The sequence below is a fragment of the Acetobacter fabarum genome, assembly GCF_029069195.1.
GTDB lineage: Bacteria > Pseudomonadota > Alphaproteobacteria > Acetobacterales > Acetobacteraceae > Acetobacter > Acetobacter fabarum_A.
The window spans coordinates 16,497-32,640 of record NZ_JARDYK010000003.1 but is presented as its reverse complement, the minus strand read 5'-3'; the positions used below and the strand labels follow the sequence as shown (position 1 = coordinate 32,640).

General features: G+C 58.8%; 19 protein-coding genes. 9 read left to right on the top strand and 10 right to left on the bottom strand.

The features are described from left to right. Positions 1 to 30: 30 nt before the first annotated feature. Together ahpD and PY793_RS05760 are read right to left on the bottom strand one after the other, a co-directional pair. Positions 31 to 558, bottom strand: a complete 528-nt coding sequence (ahpD, locus tag PY793_RS05765; protein WP_275177156.1) for an alkylhydroperoxidase, AhpD family — start codon at positions 556 to 558, stop codon at positions 31 to 33. Positions 559 to 759: 201 nt separating this feature from the next. Next, the gene (locus PY793_RS05760) at positions 760 to 1,302 is read right to left on the bottom strand and encodes a peroxiredoxin (protein ID WP_275177155.1); all 543 of its coding nucleotides are present in this window, start codon (positions 1,300 to 1,302) and stop codon (positions 760 to 762) included. Positions 1,303 to 1,468: 166 nt separating this feature from the next. Between PY793_RS05760 and PY793_RS05755 the strand changes: the two genes are divergently transcribed. The 3 genes from PY793_RS05755 to PY793_RS05745 all read left to right on the top strand — a co-directional run bounded on the left by PY793_RS05755 (position 1,469) and on the right by PY793_RS05745 (position 3,391). Further along, positions 1,469 to 2,398: a hydrogen peroxide-inducible genes activator gene (locus PY793_RS05755; RefSeq protein WP_275177154.1), complete on the top strand. Its 930-nt coding sequence runs from the start codon at positions 1,469 to 1,471 to the stop codon at positions 2,396 to 2,398. Between the two features lie 174 nt (positions 2,399 to 2,572). Continuing rightward, positions 2,573 to 2,698: a type B 50S ribosomal protein L36 gene (gene ykgO, locus PY793_RS05750; protein ID WP_003625637.1), complete on the top strand. Its 126-nt coding sequence runs from the start codon at positions 2,573 to 2,575 to the stop codon at positions 2,696 to 2,698. A gap of 3 nt (positions 2,699 to 2,701) precedes the next feature. Further along, positions 2,702 to 3,391 carry a tetratricopeptide repeat protein gene (locus PY793_RS05745; protein ID WP_275177153.1) on the top strand — a complete coding sequence of 230 codons (690 nt, stop codon included), beginning with the start codon at positions 2,702 to 2,704 and terminating at the stop codon, positions 3,389 to 3,391. Positions 3,392 to 3,397: 6 nt separating this feature from the next. Here PY793_RS05745 and PY793_RS05740 read toward each other — a convergent pair whose 3' ends face one another. Both PY793_RS05740 and PY793_RS05735 read right to left on the bottom strand, forming a co-directional pair. Beyond that, positions 3,398 to 4,297, bottom strand: coding sequence for a prephenate dehydrogenase/arogenate dehydrogenase family protein (locus tag PY793_RS05740; protein ID WP_275177152.1), 900 nt, complete (start codon positions 4,295 to 4,297; stop codon positions 3,398 to 3,400). A gap of 3 nt (positions 4,298 to 4,300) precedes the next feature. Beyond that, a complete protein-coding gene (locus PY793_RS05735) occupies positions 4,301 to 5,371 on the bottom strand; it encodes a lysylphosphatidylglycerol synthase domain-containing protein (protein WP_275177151.1) in 1,071 nt (356 codons plus the stop codon). 216 nt (positions 5,372 to 5,587) lie between these two features. Here PY793_RS05735 and hpnA point away from each other — a divergent pair, with 216 nt between their 5' ends. The 6 genes from hpnA to PY793_RS05705 all read left to right on the top strand — a co-directional run bounded on the left by hpnA (position 5,588) and on the right by PY793_RS05705 (position 11,972). Continuing rightward, a complete protein-coding gene (gene hpnA, locus PY793_RS05730) occupies positions 5,588 to 6,583 on the top strand; it encodes a hopanoid-associated sugar epimerase (protein ID WP_275177150.1) in 996 nt (331 codons plus the stop codon). A gap of 13 nt (positions 6,584 to 6,596) precedes the next feature. Next, a complete protein-coding gene (locus tag PY793_RS05725) occupies positions 6,597 to 7,814 on the top strand; it encodes a glycosyltransferase (protein WP_408744669.1) in 1,218 nt (405 codons plus the stop codon). Between the two features lie 104 nt (positions 7,815 to 7,918). Beyond that, positions 7,919 to 8,779: a squalene synthase HpnC gene (gene hpnC, locus PY793_RS05720; protein WP_275177149.1), complete on the top strand. Its 861-nt coding sequence runs from the start codon at positions 7,919 to 7,921 to the stop codon at positions 8,777 to 8,779. Between the two features lie 96 nt (positions 8,780 to 8,875). Continuing rightward, positions 8,876 to 9,754 carry a presqualene diphosphate synthase HpnD gene (gene hpnD, locus PY793_RS05715; protein WP_275177334.1) on the top strand — a complete coding sequence of 293 codons (879 nt, stop codon included), beginning with the start codon at positions 8,876 to 8,878 and terminating at the stop codon, positions 9,752 to 9,754. 19 nt (positions 9,755 to 9,773) lie between these two features. Beyond that, positions 9,774 to 11,072, top strand: a complete 1,299-nt coding sequence (hpnE, locus tag PY793_RS05710) for a hydroxysqualene dehydroxylase HpnE (RefSeq protein ID WP_275177148.1) — start codon at positions 9,774 to 9,776, stop codon at positions 11,070 to 11,072. A gap of 174 nt (positions 11,073 to 11,246) precedes the next feature. Continuing rightward, positions 11,247 to 11,972 carry a phosphorylase family protein gene (locus tag PY793_RS05705; RefSeq protein WP_275177147.1) on the top strand — a complete coding sequence of 242 codons (726 nt, stop codon included), beginning with the start codon at positions 11,247 to 11,249 and terminating at the stop codon, positions 11,970 to 11,972. Between the two features lie 11 nt (positions 11,973 to 11,983). On the opposite strand, the gene PY793_RS05700 is transcribed toward PY793_RS05705, so the two are convergent. From PY793_RS05700 to PY793_RS05675, 6 genes are all read right to left on the bottom strand, one after another. Further along, positions 11,984 to 13,498 (bottom strand): efflux transporter outer membrane subunit, encoded by a 1,515-nt coding sequence (locus PY793_RS05700; RefSeq protein WP_275177146.1) that lies wholly within the window; start codon positions 13,496 to 13,498, stop codon positions 11,984 to 11,986. A gap of 22 nt (positions 13,499 to 13,520) precedes the next feature. Beyond that, positions 13,521 to 14,432 carry an HlyD family secretion protein gene (locus tag PY793_RS05695; protein ID WP_275177145.1) on the bottom strand — a complete coding sequence of 304 codons (912 nt, stop codon included), beginning with the start codon at positions 14,430 to 14,432 and terminating at the stop codon, positions 13,521 to 13,523. Between the two features lie 26 nt (positions 14,433 to 14,458). Then, a complete protein-coding gene (locus PY793_RS05690) occupies positions 14,459 to 14,653 on the bottom strand; it encodes a DUF1656 domain-containing protein (RefSeq protein ID WP_025827705.1) in 195 nt (64 codons plus the stop codon). Positions 14,654 to 14,675: 22 nt separating this feature from the next. Beyond that, positions 14,676 to 15,170, bottom strand: coding sequence for a MarR family winged helix-turn-helix transcriptional regulator (locus PY793_RS05685; RefSeq protein ID WP_275177144.1), 495 nt, complete (start codon positions 15,168 to 15,170; stop codon positions 14,676 to 14,678). Between the two features lie 134 nt (positions 15,171 to 15,304). Beyond that, the gene (locus PY793_RS05680; RefSeq protein ID WP_275177143.1) at positions 15,305 to 15,730 is read right to left on the bottom strand and encodes a phage holin family protein; all 426 of its coding nucleotides are present in this window, start codon (positions 15,728 to 15,730) and stop codon (positions 15,305 to 15,307) included. Between the two features lie 40 nt (positions 15,731 to 15,770). Beyond that, positions 15,771 to 16,073, bottom strand: coding sequence for a hypothetical protein (locus PY793_RS05675; protein WP_275177142.1), 303 nt, complete (start codon positions 16,071 to 16,073; stop codon positions 15,771 to 15,773). Positions 16,074 to 16,144: the final 71 nt, after the last annotated feature.

Sequence of the window (16,144 nt, the reverse complement as noted above, 5' to 3'; positions counted from 1 at the left end):
TTTTCTACTTTCCCTTACGTCGGGCAGCACTTACTGCTGCAAAGCGTCCGCGCCCTGCAATGTTACGGCAACCGCATGCACTGTTGCGGCAATCCGTGCGGCAGTCTGCACCGCGGCAGTCCCCAACGCATCGCGCACAATTTTTTCATGGCTGGTCACGCACAGGTCGCACCCGTTGATAATGGAGACAGCCAGACACCACAGCTCAAAATCGGCTTTTTCCACACCGGGATTACCAATAACACTCATACGCAGTTGTGCGGGCATTTTGGCGTATTCGCCACCTGCCATATGCACAAAGCGGTAATAGATATTATTCATGCCCATGACAGCATTGGCAGACTGTGCGGCAGCCAGCGCCTGCCCGGACAACGTATCACGGAACTGGGCAACAATCTCACGCGTCACATCATCATTCCGCGCGGCAAGGGCGGATGCGATAAAAGTACCGCCAAGCTGCTGTGGGGTCAGGGTAATGTCGCTTGCCAGAGACCCCAGATTCAGGCGCAGATCCTTGGCGTAATCGGGAATCCGGTCTTTGAGTGCATCTATAGACATGGCTTTTTTCCGTCATGATTTATTTTGGAAAAATCTGTGCCTGACCAGCGCGTGAAAGCTGGAGCACATGAGCGCAGCCACAAACTGGCTGGGAGCGGGCCATACAGCCCTGATAGAAGAGTAGGGGTTGCAGCAGAATACACAGGTATTCCACCACAACCACCCCCGGCCCGCAAAAGCGGACCGGGCCGTGCGTCAGACTCAGACTTTGATAAAGTCTTCGCCCTTTTTCCAGTTGCACGGGCACAGTTCATCGCTCTGCAGACCGTCAAGAACACGCAGGATTTCCTGCGGGTTACGACCAACAGACAGGTCGTTGACGGATACATGACGGATCACACCCTGCGGATCGACAATGAAGGTAGCACGCAGGGCAACGCCCGCGTCCTTTGCCATCACGCCCGTACCTTCGGTCAGTTCGCGCTTGATGTCAGCCAGCATCGGAATCGGCAGATCCTTCAGATCAGCGTGATGCAGGCGCCAGTTCAGGTGCACGAACTCGCTGTCGATGGACACACCATACACAACCGCATCACGGTCTGCGAAGTCCTTGGACATCTTGCCAAAAGCCACGATTTCGGTCGGGCAGACAAAGGTGAAGTCCTTCGGCCAGAAGAACACCACTTTCCACTTACCGGCATCGGATTTGTCGGAAATCTGAACGAATTCGCCCTTCAGGCCTTCCGGGCCACCCGGAACGGAGGTCAGATCAAAGCTGGGAAACTTATCGCCAACGGTCAGCATATGTTTGCTCCTTGTTTCTGGCACTGTGCCTGACCCTGCTTCAGACTGGATCAGGCGGTGCAGGTATGTATGGCCCGCCTTTTTCATTTAATCCAATGAATATTTTATGTAAGAACAATTGAAGGTATCGATTAACCATTCTCTGGTTTTCAGGCAGGACTTGACCATGCTTCCCCTCCCCTCCGCACAGCAGCTCCGTTACCTGATCGCCCTTTCCGAACTGCGTCATTTTGGCCGGGCCGCAGCGGCCTGTGCCGTAACCCAGTCCACCCTGTCAGCAGGGATTATGACGCTGGAGCGCCAGCTGGATACCCCATTGCTGGACCGCACCGTGGGCAAGAAAGTGGTTTTTACCCCACTGGGGCACGAGATCGCACTCAAAGCCCGGCAGGCACTGGCTGCGCTGGAGGCCGTTCCCCAACTGGCCGCAGCCGCCCGTACGCCATTGACCGGCCCATTACGACTCGGGGTTATTCCCACCATTGGCCCGTTCCTTATCCCCCGCACGGTGCATATCCTGCGCGAGCACTTCCCCCGCCTGCTTTTATCCCTGACAGAAGACACCACCGAACACCTGCTGGAAAAGCTCTCCCTTGGGCAACTGGACATGCTGGTACTGGCCATGCCCTGCCTGTGTGATGGCACGGAAACCCATCCTCTGTGGCAGGACCCCTTTTATGTGATCATGCCCACGGGCCACCCCTTTGCCGCGCTGGAAAGCGTGCCCGTGGAGCGGTTATCCGAGTACAATATGGTCATGATGGAAGACGGGCATTGCCTGCGCGAGCAGACACTGGCCATCTGCCGCCAAAGCCCCAGTCGTAGTGGAGCAGAAGGGGAGAGCGAACCCACCTTTACCGCCATGTCCCTCCACAGCATGGCAGAAATGGTGGAACTGGGTCTGGGAATCGCCATTATGCCGGCTCTGGCCATTAACGGAGGTATTCTTAAAAACCGTAAAATTGCCGCACGCCCCCTTGCCGATGGCGCAGCGTGGCGCACCATTGGTCTGGCCTGGCGGCCACGTTCCCCCCGTACAGCCGATTTTTCCACTCTGGCCAGCACACTGCTCACACTCACACTGGACTCCGCATAAGGGGCCCGAGTAATGCGCAAGAGGTAAATCCGCCTGCCTCCATATGACAAAATGCGCTGTAGACGGCAAAATCCGCAAGAAAAATGCGCGGAATATTGACTCAGACGCACGAGGCCGGTATGTGCCGAGCCAACTTATTCATGCATTGAGCAGCATCGGCGGAGAATACGGGCCATGAAAATCAGAAATAGCCTGAAGTCAGCCAAGGTGCGCGACAAAGACTGCCGTGTGGTCCGTCGTCGTGGCCGGGTTTACGTCATCAACAAAAAGAACCCCCGCATGAAAGCCCGTCAGGGCTGATTTATGGTTGGTCTGGCCCTTACGGGCAAGCTTATCATGAAGATCATGCATAAAACCCGTTCCCTCGGATGCCGAAGGAACGGGTTTTTGTTTTTTGGCCTGTCCATGGCCCTGGGTATCACGGCTGTCTCTGCTGTATGGGCAGATGCAGAGCCCCAAACCAAACCTGCCCCCCTGACCGCTCCGGCTCCGGCAACCCACACTGGCACCACTGCGGGACAGATTTCCCTGCTGGTCAAGCAACTCGCCCAAGCTCCAACACCTGAAGACGCCCATACCCTGCAAGACAGGCTTGAAGCCTTGCGGGCGTCGCACCTTTCTCCCACCACGCAACTTCTGGTCCATCGGGCGGAAAAAGACCTGACATCAGAAAAACCGGATGATGCGGTGGATGATATGGGGGACGCGCTTGCTCTTCAGCCCGATCAGGCCATTCTGTGGCGCACTCGTGCCCAGATGCGTTTTGTTGCGGGCAATCTGAAGGGCGCTGTGGCAGACTTGGGGGAAGCCCTGATGCGAGACGCAGAGGACGCCCAGAGCTGGAGCCTGCTGGCCAGTGTGGAAGAACACCTGAACGATGGTCAGGCCGCACTTAAAGCATGGCAAAAAGCCACGACCCTCAACCCCATGCTGGACAGAAGCCACAAACGCTTCGACTCCCTGCGCATCAAGGCTTTTGGTCAGCCAACCTGAGCAGACTCAGGCCTGCCGGTTTTCGATCAGGCTTTTACGGATCGCGCGGCCACGCTCGATTTTATTCACAATATAATCCGCGTCCCCCCAGCGGATCGCGCGTGCCATGGCTTGTGCATCTTCCATAAAACGCCCCAGCATTTCCAGCAGGGCCTCACGGTTGGCCAGAAAAATATCGCGCCACATGACGGGATCAGACGCCGCAATCCGCGTGAAATCCCGGAAACCCGAGGCGGCTAGGTCCAGCACCTCGGAACGTGTTTCCTCCGCCAGATCATCGGCTGTACCACAGATGGTAAAGGCCAGCAGGTGTGGCAGGTGGCTCACAATGGCGCATACACGGTCATGGTGGGCAGGGGTCATTTCCCGCAGGCGTGCGCCGCAGCGTGTCCATAATTCGCGAATCTGCTGCAGGGATTCTGGCGTTGTGGCTTCCAGCGGGGTCAGCAGGCACCAGCGATTTTCAAACAGATTCACCAACCCTGCATCCGGGCCGGAAAACTCCGTGCCCGCCATGGGATGTGCTGGCACATAGGGCACATCAGCCCGCAGGCTGGGTATAATGGCCTCGGTGACCGACACCTTGGTGGACCCCACATCGGTCAGCACCGCACCTGACTTCATGGCGGGAATAACCTGTGCGGCAACAGGCCCCATGGCCCCAACCGGCACACACAGCATAACACAGTCCGCCTGTGCGGCCGCAGCGGCGGCATCTGTTGTGGCCTCATCCGCCAGCCCCAGTTCCATCACCCGCGCGCAGACATCGGCACTGTTATCAACCGCAATCAGCCTGCGGGCCAGATGGCCATGCGCCCTGGCACGGCGCAGCACAGAGGAGCCGATAAGGCCCGGCCCCACCACAACAAGCGTATCAAACACGACCTGAAGATGCTCTTCAGCCACGGCTCAGCTATCCTTGATTGTATTGGAAGAGGCTGAATACCCCATGCCCTCGCTTTTGACCGAAGCGGGCTGCTGGGGCGCATTCTGGCGCAGACCACGCATTTCCATAAACTGCCACAGCAGCAGAACGGGAATACCGATCGTAATTTCCCGCCCGCGGCGAAGCAGGGAAATACCAAGAGACAGGGACGGGTCTATGCCAAATGCATGACCCAGCGCCATATAGGCCCCTTCCTGCACCCCCAGACTGCCAGGGACCAAAAATCCGACAGACATAATGGCGCAGGTTACCCCCTCCACCGCCACAGCGCCGGGAAAAGTCAGGTGCGCGCCCAAAAAACGCGCCGTCAGCCACAACATACCAGCACCACCCAGCCAGCCAAGCAGGTGATAGCTGGCCGAACGACAGATATGCCACGGGCGGCTCCAGGCAGCTTCCATGCGTTCTTGCAGGTTATCCGCACCGGCCAGAATACTATCCCGCCACTGGGAGGCCAGACTGCGGGTAAACATCCCCCCGAATTTGCGGAACAGGTTGCCACCATGCGTCTGGGTCCAGATGAAGCCTGCGGTCCCCGCGATCAGGAACAGGGTGCCCCCGACGACTGGCACCACAAACGGGCTGGAGCGCTGGTGTGCGACAAGACAGCCCACGGCCAGCAGCACAAAAGCCACCTGCCCCATGACCTCGGTTGTAATATCCACAAGGTTGGCGCAGGCGGCCTCGGGCAGTTCCACCTCCCGGTCGGTGGCGCGGTGCATCCCATGGCCCGAACAGGTGGCGCGAACACCAATGACAATGCCCCCAACCTGCGAAAACGGCAGGCATGTTGCCGCGGCGTCACGCACCATACGGGCCAGCAGAAGACGCACATACCCAATTTCTGGAAAAGCAGCATGCCAGGCCATACCCAGCAGGCCATCCACGGCCAGCTGGCAGCATACCATAAGCAGAAAGCCGCCCAGACCAATACGCATAACAGCACGTAAAACAGAATCGAAACCGCTCCACGCCATTGCTGCCGTAACGACCACGAGTCCAAGAAAAGTGAGAAAAACCGTAAGCTTCTTCAAGGCCTCAGCTCTGTCCGCCTGTTACGCTCGCGGCTCCGTCACGCCCATGGGCACGCCAGAAGCCCAACCGGGCGCATGTGTGAATGTTCCGCCCCCTTACACTACCACGGGGTCTGGCGCCACCTCGGGTGTCAGGATAAAGAAACAGACCAGCCGTTTGGGATTAATGCCCAACACCTGTTTTTCTTTTAGTCCTCTACCGGGAGCGCATTCTTCATGACTGCTCATACGCTCGTAACCGGCGCAACTGGTTTTGTCGGTTCCGCCGTGGCTCGCACACTGCTGGAACGTGGCCACTCCCTGCGCCTTATGGTGCGAGAAGGAAGCGACCGTAGCAATATTGCCGATATTCCAGCCGAACTGGTGGAAGGCGACCTGTCGCAGCCGAACACATTTGCGCGCGCGGTCAAAGGCTGCCGGTATGTTTTTCATGTTGCGGCCGACTACCGCCTGTGGGTGCCTGACCCCGCCCCCATGATGACCGCCAACGTGGAGGGCACCCGCCTGCTTATGCTGGCCGCCCAGCAGGCAGGTGTGGAACGCATTGTGTACTGTTCCTCTGTGGCGGCCCTTGGCCTGATTGGCGATGGCACCATTGCGGACGAGAATACGCCGGTAGAAGAACACGCCGTTATTGGCATTTACAAACGCTCCAAATACCGCGCCGAGCAGGAAGTGCTGCGCCTTGTGCGCGACCAGAATCTGCCCGCGGTTATTGTTAACCCCTCCACCCCCGTTGGCCCGCGCGACATCAAACCCACCCCCACAGGCCAGATGATCCTGGACTGCGCGGCTGGCCGCATGCCCGCTTACGTGGATACGGGCGTTAACATCGTGCATGTGGATGACGTGGCAGAAGGCCATGCTCTGGCCCTTGAACGGGGCCGAATTGGCGAAAAATACATTCTGGGCGGCGAGAACTATCTGCTGCGCGACCTGTTCGCCATGGTGTCCGAAATAGCGCATGTGCCCCCACCGAGGATCAGCCTGCCGCAGGAGGTCATCTGGCCGGTGGCCGTTGTGTCCGAATGGCTGTCCCGCGCTTTTGGTTTCTCGCCCCGCGTCACGCGGGAGATGCTCGCCATGTCCCGCAAGAAAATGTTCTTCTCATCCGCAAAAGCCATGAGCGAACTGGGTTACGCTCCACGCCCGGCCCGCATGGCGGTGGAAGACGCCATTACATGGTTCCGCAATAACGGCATGCTGAAATAAGGGACGGTCCATCATGATTCTGGTGGTTCTGGCTGTTCTATGCGCCATAATCTGGATGGGCCTTATTTTCTGCCACGGGCACTTCTGGCAAGCGGGCCCCATACTCCAACCCGCCAGCATGGCAGACGCACATGCCGGTATCGCCCCCGATGTCACTGTGGTTGTACCCGCCCGTGATGAGGCGGAGTCTATTGCAGCGGCACTTGGCTCACTGCTGCAACAGGACTACCCCGGCGCACTCTCGGTCATTCTGGTCAATGACCGCAGCACCGATGGCACGGGGGCGCTGGCCAGAGCCCTGCCCGATACCCATAACCGGCTGAGCGTGCTGGATGGCGCAAGCCCCGAAGCAGGCTGGAGCGGCAAATTATGGGCCGTGGCGCAGGGTGTGCACGAGGCGGAGCGACTGAACCCGCATGGCAGCGGCTACCTGTTCCTGACCGATGCCGACATTATTCACGACCCTGCCCATATTTCCACCCTTGTCGCCAAAGCACAGGCCGACCGGCTGCACATGGTTTCCGAAATGGTGGAGCTTCAGTGCGTCACATTGGCCGAGCGCGCACTGGTGCCTGCCTTTGTCTTCTTTTTTACGCTGCTTTACCCCTTTGCCAAGGTCAACAATCCCAAGGATAAAACCGCTGGAGCTGCGGGGGGCTCCATCCTGATCCGGCGCGACATGCTCCGCCAGATCGGGGGGATCGAGGCGTTAAAGGGCGCTCTGATCGATGACTGCACACTGGCCTCATGCGTCAAGCAGGCCGGGGGGCGGCTCTATCTGGGTCATTCCTGCCTTGCACGTTCCATTCGCCCCTACCCGTCCGCTGCCGATATCTGGCGCATGATTACGCGCACGGCTTACGTGCAGCTCAATTTTTCTCCCCTGTTGCTGGTTCTGACCGTTCTGGCGATGCTGGTCGTCTGGGTGGCCCCCGTTGCGCTGGCTCTTTGCGCCCACGGGGCCGCACAATGGATTGGAACCGGGGTGTGGCTTGCCTCTACCCTGTCCTTTTTACCCACTCTCAGGCGTTTTCAGCTTTCCCCCCTCTGGGCTCTGGGCTTGCCACTGATTGCTGCTTTTTATACCGCCGCCACCATTGGCTCCGCCCTCAACCACCACCGTGGTCACGGTGTAGTGTGGAAGAACCGCGCCTATACCGGGGTTATTCCCAACAATGGTCGGGCCAGCCCCCCCGAGGCGGGGCAGAACATACACATCCCCGGTCGATAGAATTTTTCCGCCATCCGCCCTCCGGCATTAAGGGATAGGCATGGCAGGCTGCCTCATGTAAACACCAAGCTCCCTTGGGGTCCCTTTTTTGAACACGGCATGGCATGACTGACGATACACGCATCTGGGGAAAAGCTGACGTTTCATCCGGCAAGGGTGCGTCTGACGAGAATTTTCCCGTCGGCTCCCTCCTTCTCAGCCGCAAACTGCGCCCGCATGTGCATGCCTATTACGCCTATGCCCGCGTTATTGATGACATAGCAGACTGCGAGACCCTCCCCCCCGAAGACAAGATTACCCGTCTGAACGCCATGGAAGAGGTACTCCTCGGCCAGCGCAGCGCCATTAACCGGGCTGATGCACTTAGCGCCGCACGGTTACGGGCTTCGATCCTGCAGACCAATGTGCCGTTCGAGACGGCAACAGACCTGCTGATCGCCTTCCGTGATGATTCACGTGGTCATGAGTACCACACATGGGATGACCTGCTGCTCTACTGCAAATACTCCGCCAACCCGGTCGGGCGCTACCTGATCTGCCTGCACGGGGAAGACCCGGCCGCCTTTGACCCATCGGACGCGCTGTGCACCTCGCTGCAGATTCTGAACCACCTGCAGGATTGCGCCAAAGACCTGCAACGGCTCAAACGCTGCTACATGCCCACCGAACTGATGCAGCGTGCCGGCACCTCCGCCCAGGACCTGCTGGCAGGCCAGACCAGCCCTGCCATGCGCAGGGTGTTCAACACCCTGCTGGACGGGGTGGATGCCCTTAACCGTCAGGCCAGCGCCCTGCCTGCCTATATTAAGGGCCGGCGTTTCCGTATGGAATGCGCGGCCATTGTAGACCTTGCCCACCGCCTGACACAGCGCCTGCGCCGTGAAGACCCGCTGGCCGGGCGGGTCGCCCTGCACCGGACAGACGCCATGCATGCAGTCATTGCGGCCCTGCGGGCATGGGCATGACCTTCCCGAACGGTAAAAGTTCTGTAAAAAGAGACCCGTTCTCTTCAATCTTGACGAATAACAGGTGAAAAGCGCGTGACAGCCGTAAACATCCAGATGCACGATAAACCGACCCCGCTCGGATGCGATCCCGCTGATCTTGCCTGGGTGGAAAGCACCGTTAAACAGGCTGGCACCTCCTTTGCCGCTGGCATGCGCATTCTCCCCCCCATGCGGCGTTACGGCATGTATGCCATTTACGCCTTCTGCCGCGTAGTGGACGATATTGCGGACGGCACGGCCCCGCTGGACGAACGGACCAAAGGTCTGGAAGACTGGCACCATCGTATTGCCGCGCTTTTTGCGGAGCGGGCCATCCTCCCGACCGAACCTCTGGACAAGGTTCTGCTTGCCACCATCAACTTTTTCTCTCTTCAGCAGGCTGACTTTGACGCCGTGATTGATGGCATGCTGATGGACACGCAGACCGCCATTGTTGCCCCGGACGAAAAAACGCTGGACCTGTATTGCGACCGCGTAGCCTCAGCCGTAGGCCGCCTGTCTGTCCGTATTTTTGGCGACAGTTCAGAAAAAGGTGACCTCGTGGCCTTCCATCTGGGTCGGGCCCTGCAGATCACCAACATCCTGCGTGACATTCCTGAAGATGCAGTACGCGGGCGGCTGTACCTGCCTGCTGACCTGCTCGAACGCTTTGATGTGCCCAAAGACCCGATCAAAGCCCTGTCTGCCCCGGGGCTGGAACTGGTCGCCCGCGTTATGGCCGCCCGTGCGCAGGACCACTTCCGCACCGCTTTCGCTACCATGAAGGTCTGCCAGCCTCGTTCCATGCTCCCGGCCCGCATTATGGGGGCGAGCTACGAGTCCATTCTCAAAGCCCTGTGCAAACGCGGCTGGGGGGCAGACGTGCTGCGCAAACGCCCCCACACCTCCCTTATTGGCAAAGCCCGGTGGTTTGCCCTTTCCTACACGTCCTGAAATAACGGCAAAACGCGGCATGTCTGGTACTTTGCATATTATTGGCGGTGGCATGGCTGGCCTTGCGGCAGCGGTGGAAGTCGCGGGCACCGGCATGCGCGTTATCGTGCATGAAGCCGGGCGGACATGTGGCGGGCGGGCCCGCTCCTACCATGACCGGCATCTGGACTGCCGCATAGATAATGGCAACCACCTGCTCCTTTCTGCCAATAGCACGGTGTTCCGCTACCTTGGCATAACGGGAGCGCTGGATACGCTGAGCGGGCCGGGCAAACCGATTTTCCCGTTTGTTGATCTGGCCGAGGATGCCCGCTGGACACTGGATTTGTCCCGTGGGCGCCTCCCCTTATGGGTTTTCCAGCCCCACCGCCGCGTGCCGGACATGCGTCTGCCCGAGCTGCAAAGCCTGTACCGCCTGATCCGCGCAGACGGCCAGACAACCGTGGCCGACTGCCTGCTGCCCGGCGCCTTCACCCGCAGGCTGCTTGAGCCTTTTTCCATCTCCGCCCTGAACACCCTGAGCGATACGGGCAGCGCGGCACTGCTTGGCGCGGTGGTGCGGGAATCGCTCTCGCTGGGGGGGCATGCCTGCGTGCCCTGGTTTGCACGTGATGGTCTTTCCGAATCTCTTGTAGACCCTGCTGTGACCTATCTGACGTCCATGAACGCCGAGATCCGCACACAAACCCGTATCACGGGGCTGGATGTCGCCAAAGGCCGTGTGACCACGCTCCATACCGCGCAGGATAGTATGACCCTGTCCGGGCACGATAGCGTCATTGTCGCCACCACGGCACCGGTTGCCGAAGGGCTCCTGAGCCCGCACATGGCAGGGCTGATCACGCCCAACGCATTTGAGAGTATTCTTAACCTGCACTTCCGTCTGGCAGAGGCACCACGCCCTGTCGGCTCTTTTGCCCAATGCGGTTTTATGGGGGTTATTGGCGGGGTGACGGAATGGGTGTTCCTGCGTGGGAATATCCTGTCTGTTACCGTCAGCGCGGCCAACCGTTACGCCAGACATGACCACGAGGAACTGGCTCGTACCATCTGGTCCGAACTCCGCAGCGCCTGTGATGCGGTGCTGGAACAGCCCCTCCCCCCCACTCCTGATGCCCAGCGCATTGTATGGGAAAAGCGTGCAACCTTTGCCGCAACCCCGGAACAGAACCGCCGCAGACCAGGCTCGGCCACTCCTCTGATTAATCTGGCACTGGCGGGGGACTGGACCAATACCGGCCTCCCCGCAACTCTGGAAGGAGCCATGCGCTCGGGCCTGCGGGCCGTTCATGCGCTGGGTTTTAAAACACCATCCTGAACGCACAAGGGCTGCGGCCGTTATTCTGCGGCTCAGCACGGGCCGGGCGCCAGAATGTTTTCGGCAACCACATATGCTGTTTGTGATGGCTCAAAAACCTGCCCACTGGCCGAAGCCATTCCGCCGCTTCATCCGATTGTCTTTTCGTGTCCCTCAAGGCTTGGGTTCTGATCCATGACACAATCAACCACTACGCATTGCGCTCCAACACGCCCTGGCATTCTGGTCGGGCTTAAAGCGGAAGCACAGTTGATCCGGGGTGTGTTCCCCCATGCGGCCATTGCCGCGAGTGGTGCCACAAGCGCTGGTGCGCAGCGCGAGGCCAACCGGCTTGCAGCATGTGGAGCAGACTGCCTGTTATCCTTCGGGCTTGCAGCAGGTCTGGACCCGACCCTGCCCCCCGGAACCATTGTTATTCCCAGCGCTGTTCAGGCGTGGGGCAAGGTCTGGCCCTGTGATCCGACCTTACGCCATATTCTGGGCGAGGAGCATGCGGGGGTTATCAGTGGGTCTCTCCTCCATAGCGATCAGGTTGTGTTGCAGGCCCAGCACAAGGCCGAGCTGTTTGCCAGCACACAATGCGCCTCGCTGGATATGGAAAGCGGCTTTCTAGCCCGTGTAGCCCACGAAGCAGACCTGCCCTTTGCCGTGCTGCGTGTTATATGCGACCCGGCTACACGCTCCCTCCCGCCCGTTACGGCCTGCGTTCTATCCCCCGATGGCGGGCTGCAAATCGGCCTGCTCCTGCGCTCCTTACTGCGCCACCCTTCCCAGATTACCGGGTTGATCTCTCTGGGGCGGGATGCAGGGCTGGCACGCAAAGCCATGCTACGTTTTTTACACGGGCAGGCAATCCGCCCCTCATTCCAGCAGCTTGCAGCCCACACCACGCAAAACTGAGGCAGACAGCGTTACTGCGAGAAAGCTTTTGCCAGAATGTTCTGGGTTTCGAGCGAAACAGGCAGCGTGGAGCTGGTTAAAGCCACACCTTTCCACCCCGCACCGAGAGCCGTGTAAAGGTTCACTGCATCACGCAGGCGTTCAAGGCGGGCCAGAGCCTCCATGTTCTGCGCGTTCAATGTAGTGCGTTCAGTTGTCAGCACTTCCAGAAAGCCCACCAGCCCCGCACTGTACAGTTTACGGGCACGATCACTGGCGGTAGCGCTATCTTCCGCCGCCTTGTGCAGTTGCTCGGCATATTCAATATCATCATGCCAGGCTGCCATGGAGTCTTCGACTTCCTTGAAGGCCGTCAGAACTGTCTGTCGATATGTCAGGCGTGCCGCCTCGGCCGAAGCCTGCGTTGCACGGACTTCGGATGTCATTTTGCCACCGTGCATCAGCGGCAGGCTGGCCATAAGCAGGAACTGCCAGCTCATGGCATTGACCTGAAACGCCTGATACATGGCCGAAGCATTGGGGTTGAAGGTCAGAGGCACCACAAAATGGGGGTACAGATTGGCGACCGCAACACCAATCTGGGCCGTGGCCACCGCATAACGCCGCTCCGCCATACGCACATCCGGGCGGTTGGCAATCACCACAGAGGGCAGCACCGCCGGAAATTCCGGCACAACGGGAAGCGGGCGCTGCTGCTTAAGCTCGTCTTCCAGTTCACCCGGCATTTTGCCCAGCAGTACCGCTATGGCGTGCGTGACCTGAGAGACACGGGTTTTAAGCGGTTCACGCGCAGCGATCTGGGCATCCAGTTCCGCCTGAGCCTGCGCGATCTGCAGGGTGTTACCCACCCCTTCCAGATAGAGCTTGTTGGTCAGGTCCACGGCGTCCTTGGCAACGCGAATGTTGTCCGTGGCAATCTGAATCTGCAACTGCGTCACACGCAGCAGCATGTAATCCGATGCCAGCTCGGACAAAAGCCCCATCAGCACCGCGCGGCGGGCTTCGATCGTAGCTTCAACCGCGTGTTCACGGGCCTGCACGTCGCGCCGGATACGCCCGAACATGTCCAGTTCCCACGATGCGGTAGCACCGTAGGTCAGCATGGAAGCTTCTGGCCGGTTTGCAGGATTACCCGGACGGAGTGGCCAGTTATCAATATTCAGGGAGTAGCGGACATCCCCGCCTCCCATATTGGCGTCCATCTGCGGATACCACTGCGCAGCGGAACGGTCACGCATGGCACGTTCGGCCAGAATACGCTGCCCTGCAATCTGAAGGTCGTAGTTCCCTTTTATAGCGTCCTGCACAAGCTGGGAGAGAAGGGGGTCCTTGAACAGGGCCCACCACTCGACCATTTCCTTGTTTGTACGCTCGATCTCTTCAGGGGTGGCAACATGTTCTTCCGCTGCCTCCTTGAACTGGGCAGGCAACTTCATACGGTCAGGCTGGTAATTGGGCCCAACGGTACAGGCGGAGAGCAACATGCCTGTTGCGGCACATAACCCAAAGCGACGACGAGCCTTCATGCGCTTCATCCTTGGCCCACGCTCAGAGATGATCTTGCAGCCAGGTGGTCAGCTTACCCCTGCGCCCGGTTGGCTCTGGCCCCACACTGACCGTGGCTGTCATACCCGCTGCCAGAGTGACGCTGTCGGGCACATGATCAAGATGGATACGCACCGGAATACGCTGGGCCAGACGAACCCACGTAAAGATCGGGTTCACATCCTGAAGGCCCAGCTTGTCCGGCGTGCCGTTGGTATCATTAATACCACGCGCAATGCTGATCACATGCCCGGTGAGGATTGGCTTGTACCCCATGAGTTTGACGCGGGCGACATCCCCCACATGCACGCCCCACATCTTGGTTTCTTCAAAATACCCATAAACCCAGTAGGAGTCAGCGTCGATCACCGCCATACGCGCCTGGCTGGCCGCTGCGTAATCCCCCACCCGCAGGTTCAGGTTGGTGACATAACCATTAACGGGAGAATACAGAACCGAACGTTGCAGGTTCAGCTTGGCCACATCCAGCGCGGCGCGGGCGGCGTCGACCGCAGCAATCTGGGTTGCCACGTTGGAGTTGAACACTTCCTGTTCTTCAGCCGACACGATGCCATCCAGACCCATACGGCGTTTGGCATCGTTGCGTTTGAGCTTCAGGTCTTCCAATGCGCCATCAAGGCGGGCCTGTGCCTCGCGGATAGCCAGACGGAAGCGGACCGGATCAAGCACAAAGAGCGGGTCGCCCTTATGGACGAACTGGTTATCCACCACCGGAATCTGCACCACGGTGCCAGAAACTTCGGGAGCCACGTCGACCACGTAAACACGCACACGCCCATCGCGGGTCCAGGGGGCGATCATGTAGACGTTCCAGAGAGTGATCCCCAGAACAATCGCAAGAGAGACGACCGCCAAGGTCAGAACAACTCGTATCAGGGTGCGCAGAAGGGGCATTGCAGAGACTCAAAAGCCTTTTCAGGTCAGACGTAGAGGATCAGCAGACAGAGAATGCAGACGTAAAGCGAAACTTCAAACAGCGCGATATGCCAGAACCAGCCTAAAAGGCCACTCCACCACAACGCAAACCGGATACACATGGTCAGTGGGAGGGCCGCCAGCGCATACACAACAATTGGCGCCATAAAGACACCAAAGAGATTAAATTCCGTCAGCATGACACCGCCCTGGACACCAGCATTACCGTGCGTCCCTTTTTTCAGCATCGACACTGTCTTTATGGGCCTGAGCAGCCTGCTCCACCCGGTCCAGAATGCCACAGCACTGTTCCAGCTCCGGGTCGGACACGCCAGCCATAAGCCGGGCTGTAACCTGATCCGCCACACGACTGACCAGTGCCGCCACCTGCCTGCCCTCCGACGTGATGCTGACAAGCTTGGAACGCCTGTCTTCCTCATCCGTCTCACGCACGACGTAGCCGCGTTTTTCCAGCACATCCAGAAGCCGCACCAGAGAAGGCGCTTCGAGCGAGAGGGAACGGGCCAGATCGGTCTGACGCATGGATGAGGATGAAAAATTGAGATAATAAATAGGCCGCCACGTGGCATCGGTCAGGCCGAACACCCGCAGATCGGCGTCAATTTCCCGCCGCCACATGGACGCAAGCCGAGCCAGCCGGTAACCGAATGACCGGCGGGTCTCGTTGTCCACAACAGGATTATGCTCAACTTCCATTCACTGCTCACACTGGCGAGCATGCAAAAAATTTGCACACTCACAAAAGACTGACGCCATCATTTACAGAAATAATCCAGCGCGCCAATGCAAATTTGGAATGGAACCTATGGCTTAACCTAGACTGGACAGATTCAGTCCTTTTTACCGCGCATAATATCCCACACCTTGCGGGTACCACCACGACCAACGGCTGTTGCAACTGTGGCTGTAACCGCAGCCATGGTTACGGAGTCGCGCATCTGGGTCATGCAGCGGTCGCGCATGATCCGGGCTTCCACTTCCTCCGTTGTCAGGTAGGAACGTCGGCCAAACATCACGCACACAAGGGCGGCCAGCACATCCAGCCCGAAAACGGTGAAGGATGCGCCAACCGGCCCGAAGTGGCCAACGAACACAAGGAGAATCCAGAGCAGACCATGCCCTGTGATCAGGGCAAAAAGGCCAAACACCGCAGCCATGATCAAAAAAGCGGCCTGACGACCGTAGCGGATGGCCATCTGCTGCATCAGGGAGGACTGGGCAGATAGGGCGGATTTACCAAGATCAAAGATGCGCATGGGCTCTGGAGCTACCTTCGTTCAGATGACGCGCAAAGCGTCAGCGAGACATGCGCCCGATGATAAACCCTACCACGCCGGAAATGGCAATGGACAACCAGGACGAACGGCTGCCTGTACGCTTTGCAAGATCGTTGCGTGTATGATCGGCCAGTTCGCGGGCGTTGGCAACTGCCTGTTCCGTCAGATCGCCCGCCTTGCCGCCTGCACGGCCCAGTGCGGGAACAATATGTTGTGTGACCAAGCGTTCAATGTGGGCTTTTACTGCCTCCAGTTCCTCACGCGCGGTATCGGCTGCGGCTTCGCCTGCCAGCTTAACGTCTTTGATTTTATCTGATGACATGAAACAAACCTCGTTGACTTTACCGTTTTAAATTACAACACCTTACATAACTCATAAAAAAGGACATAGTT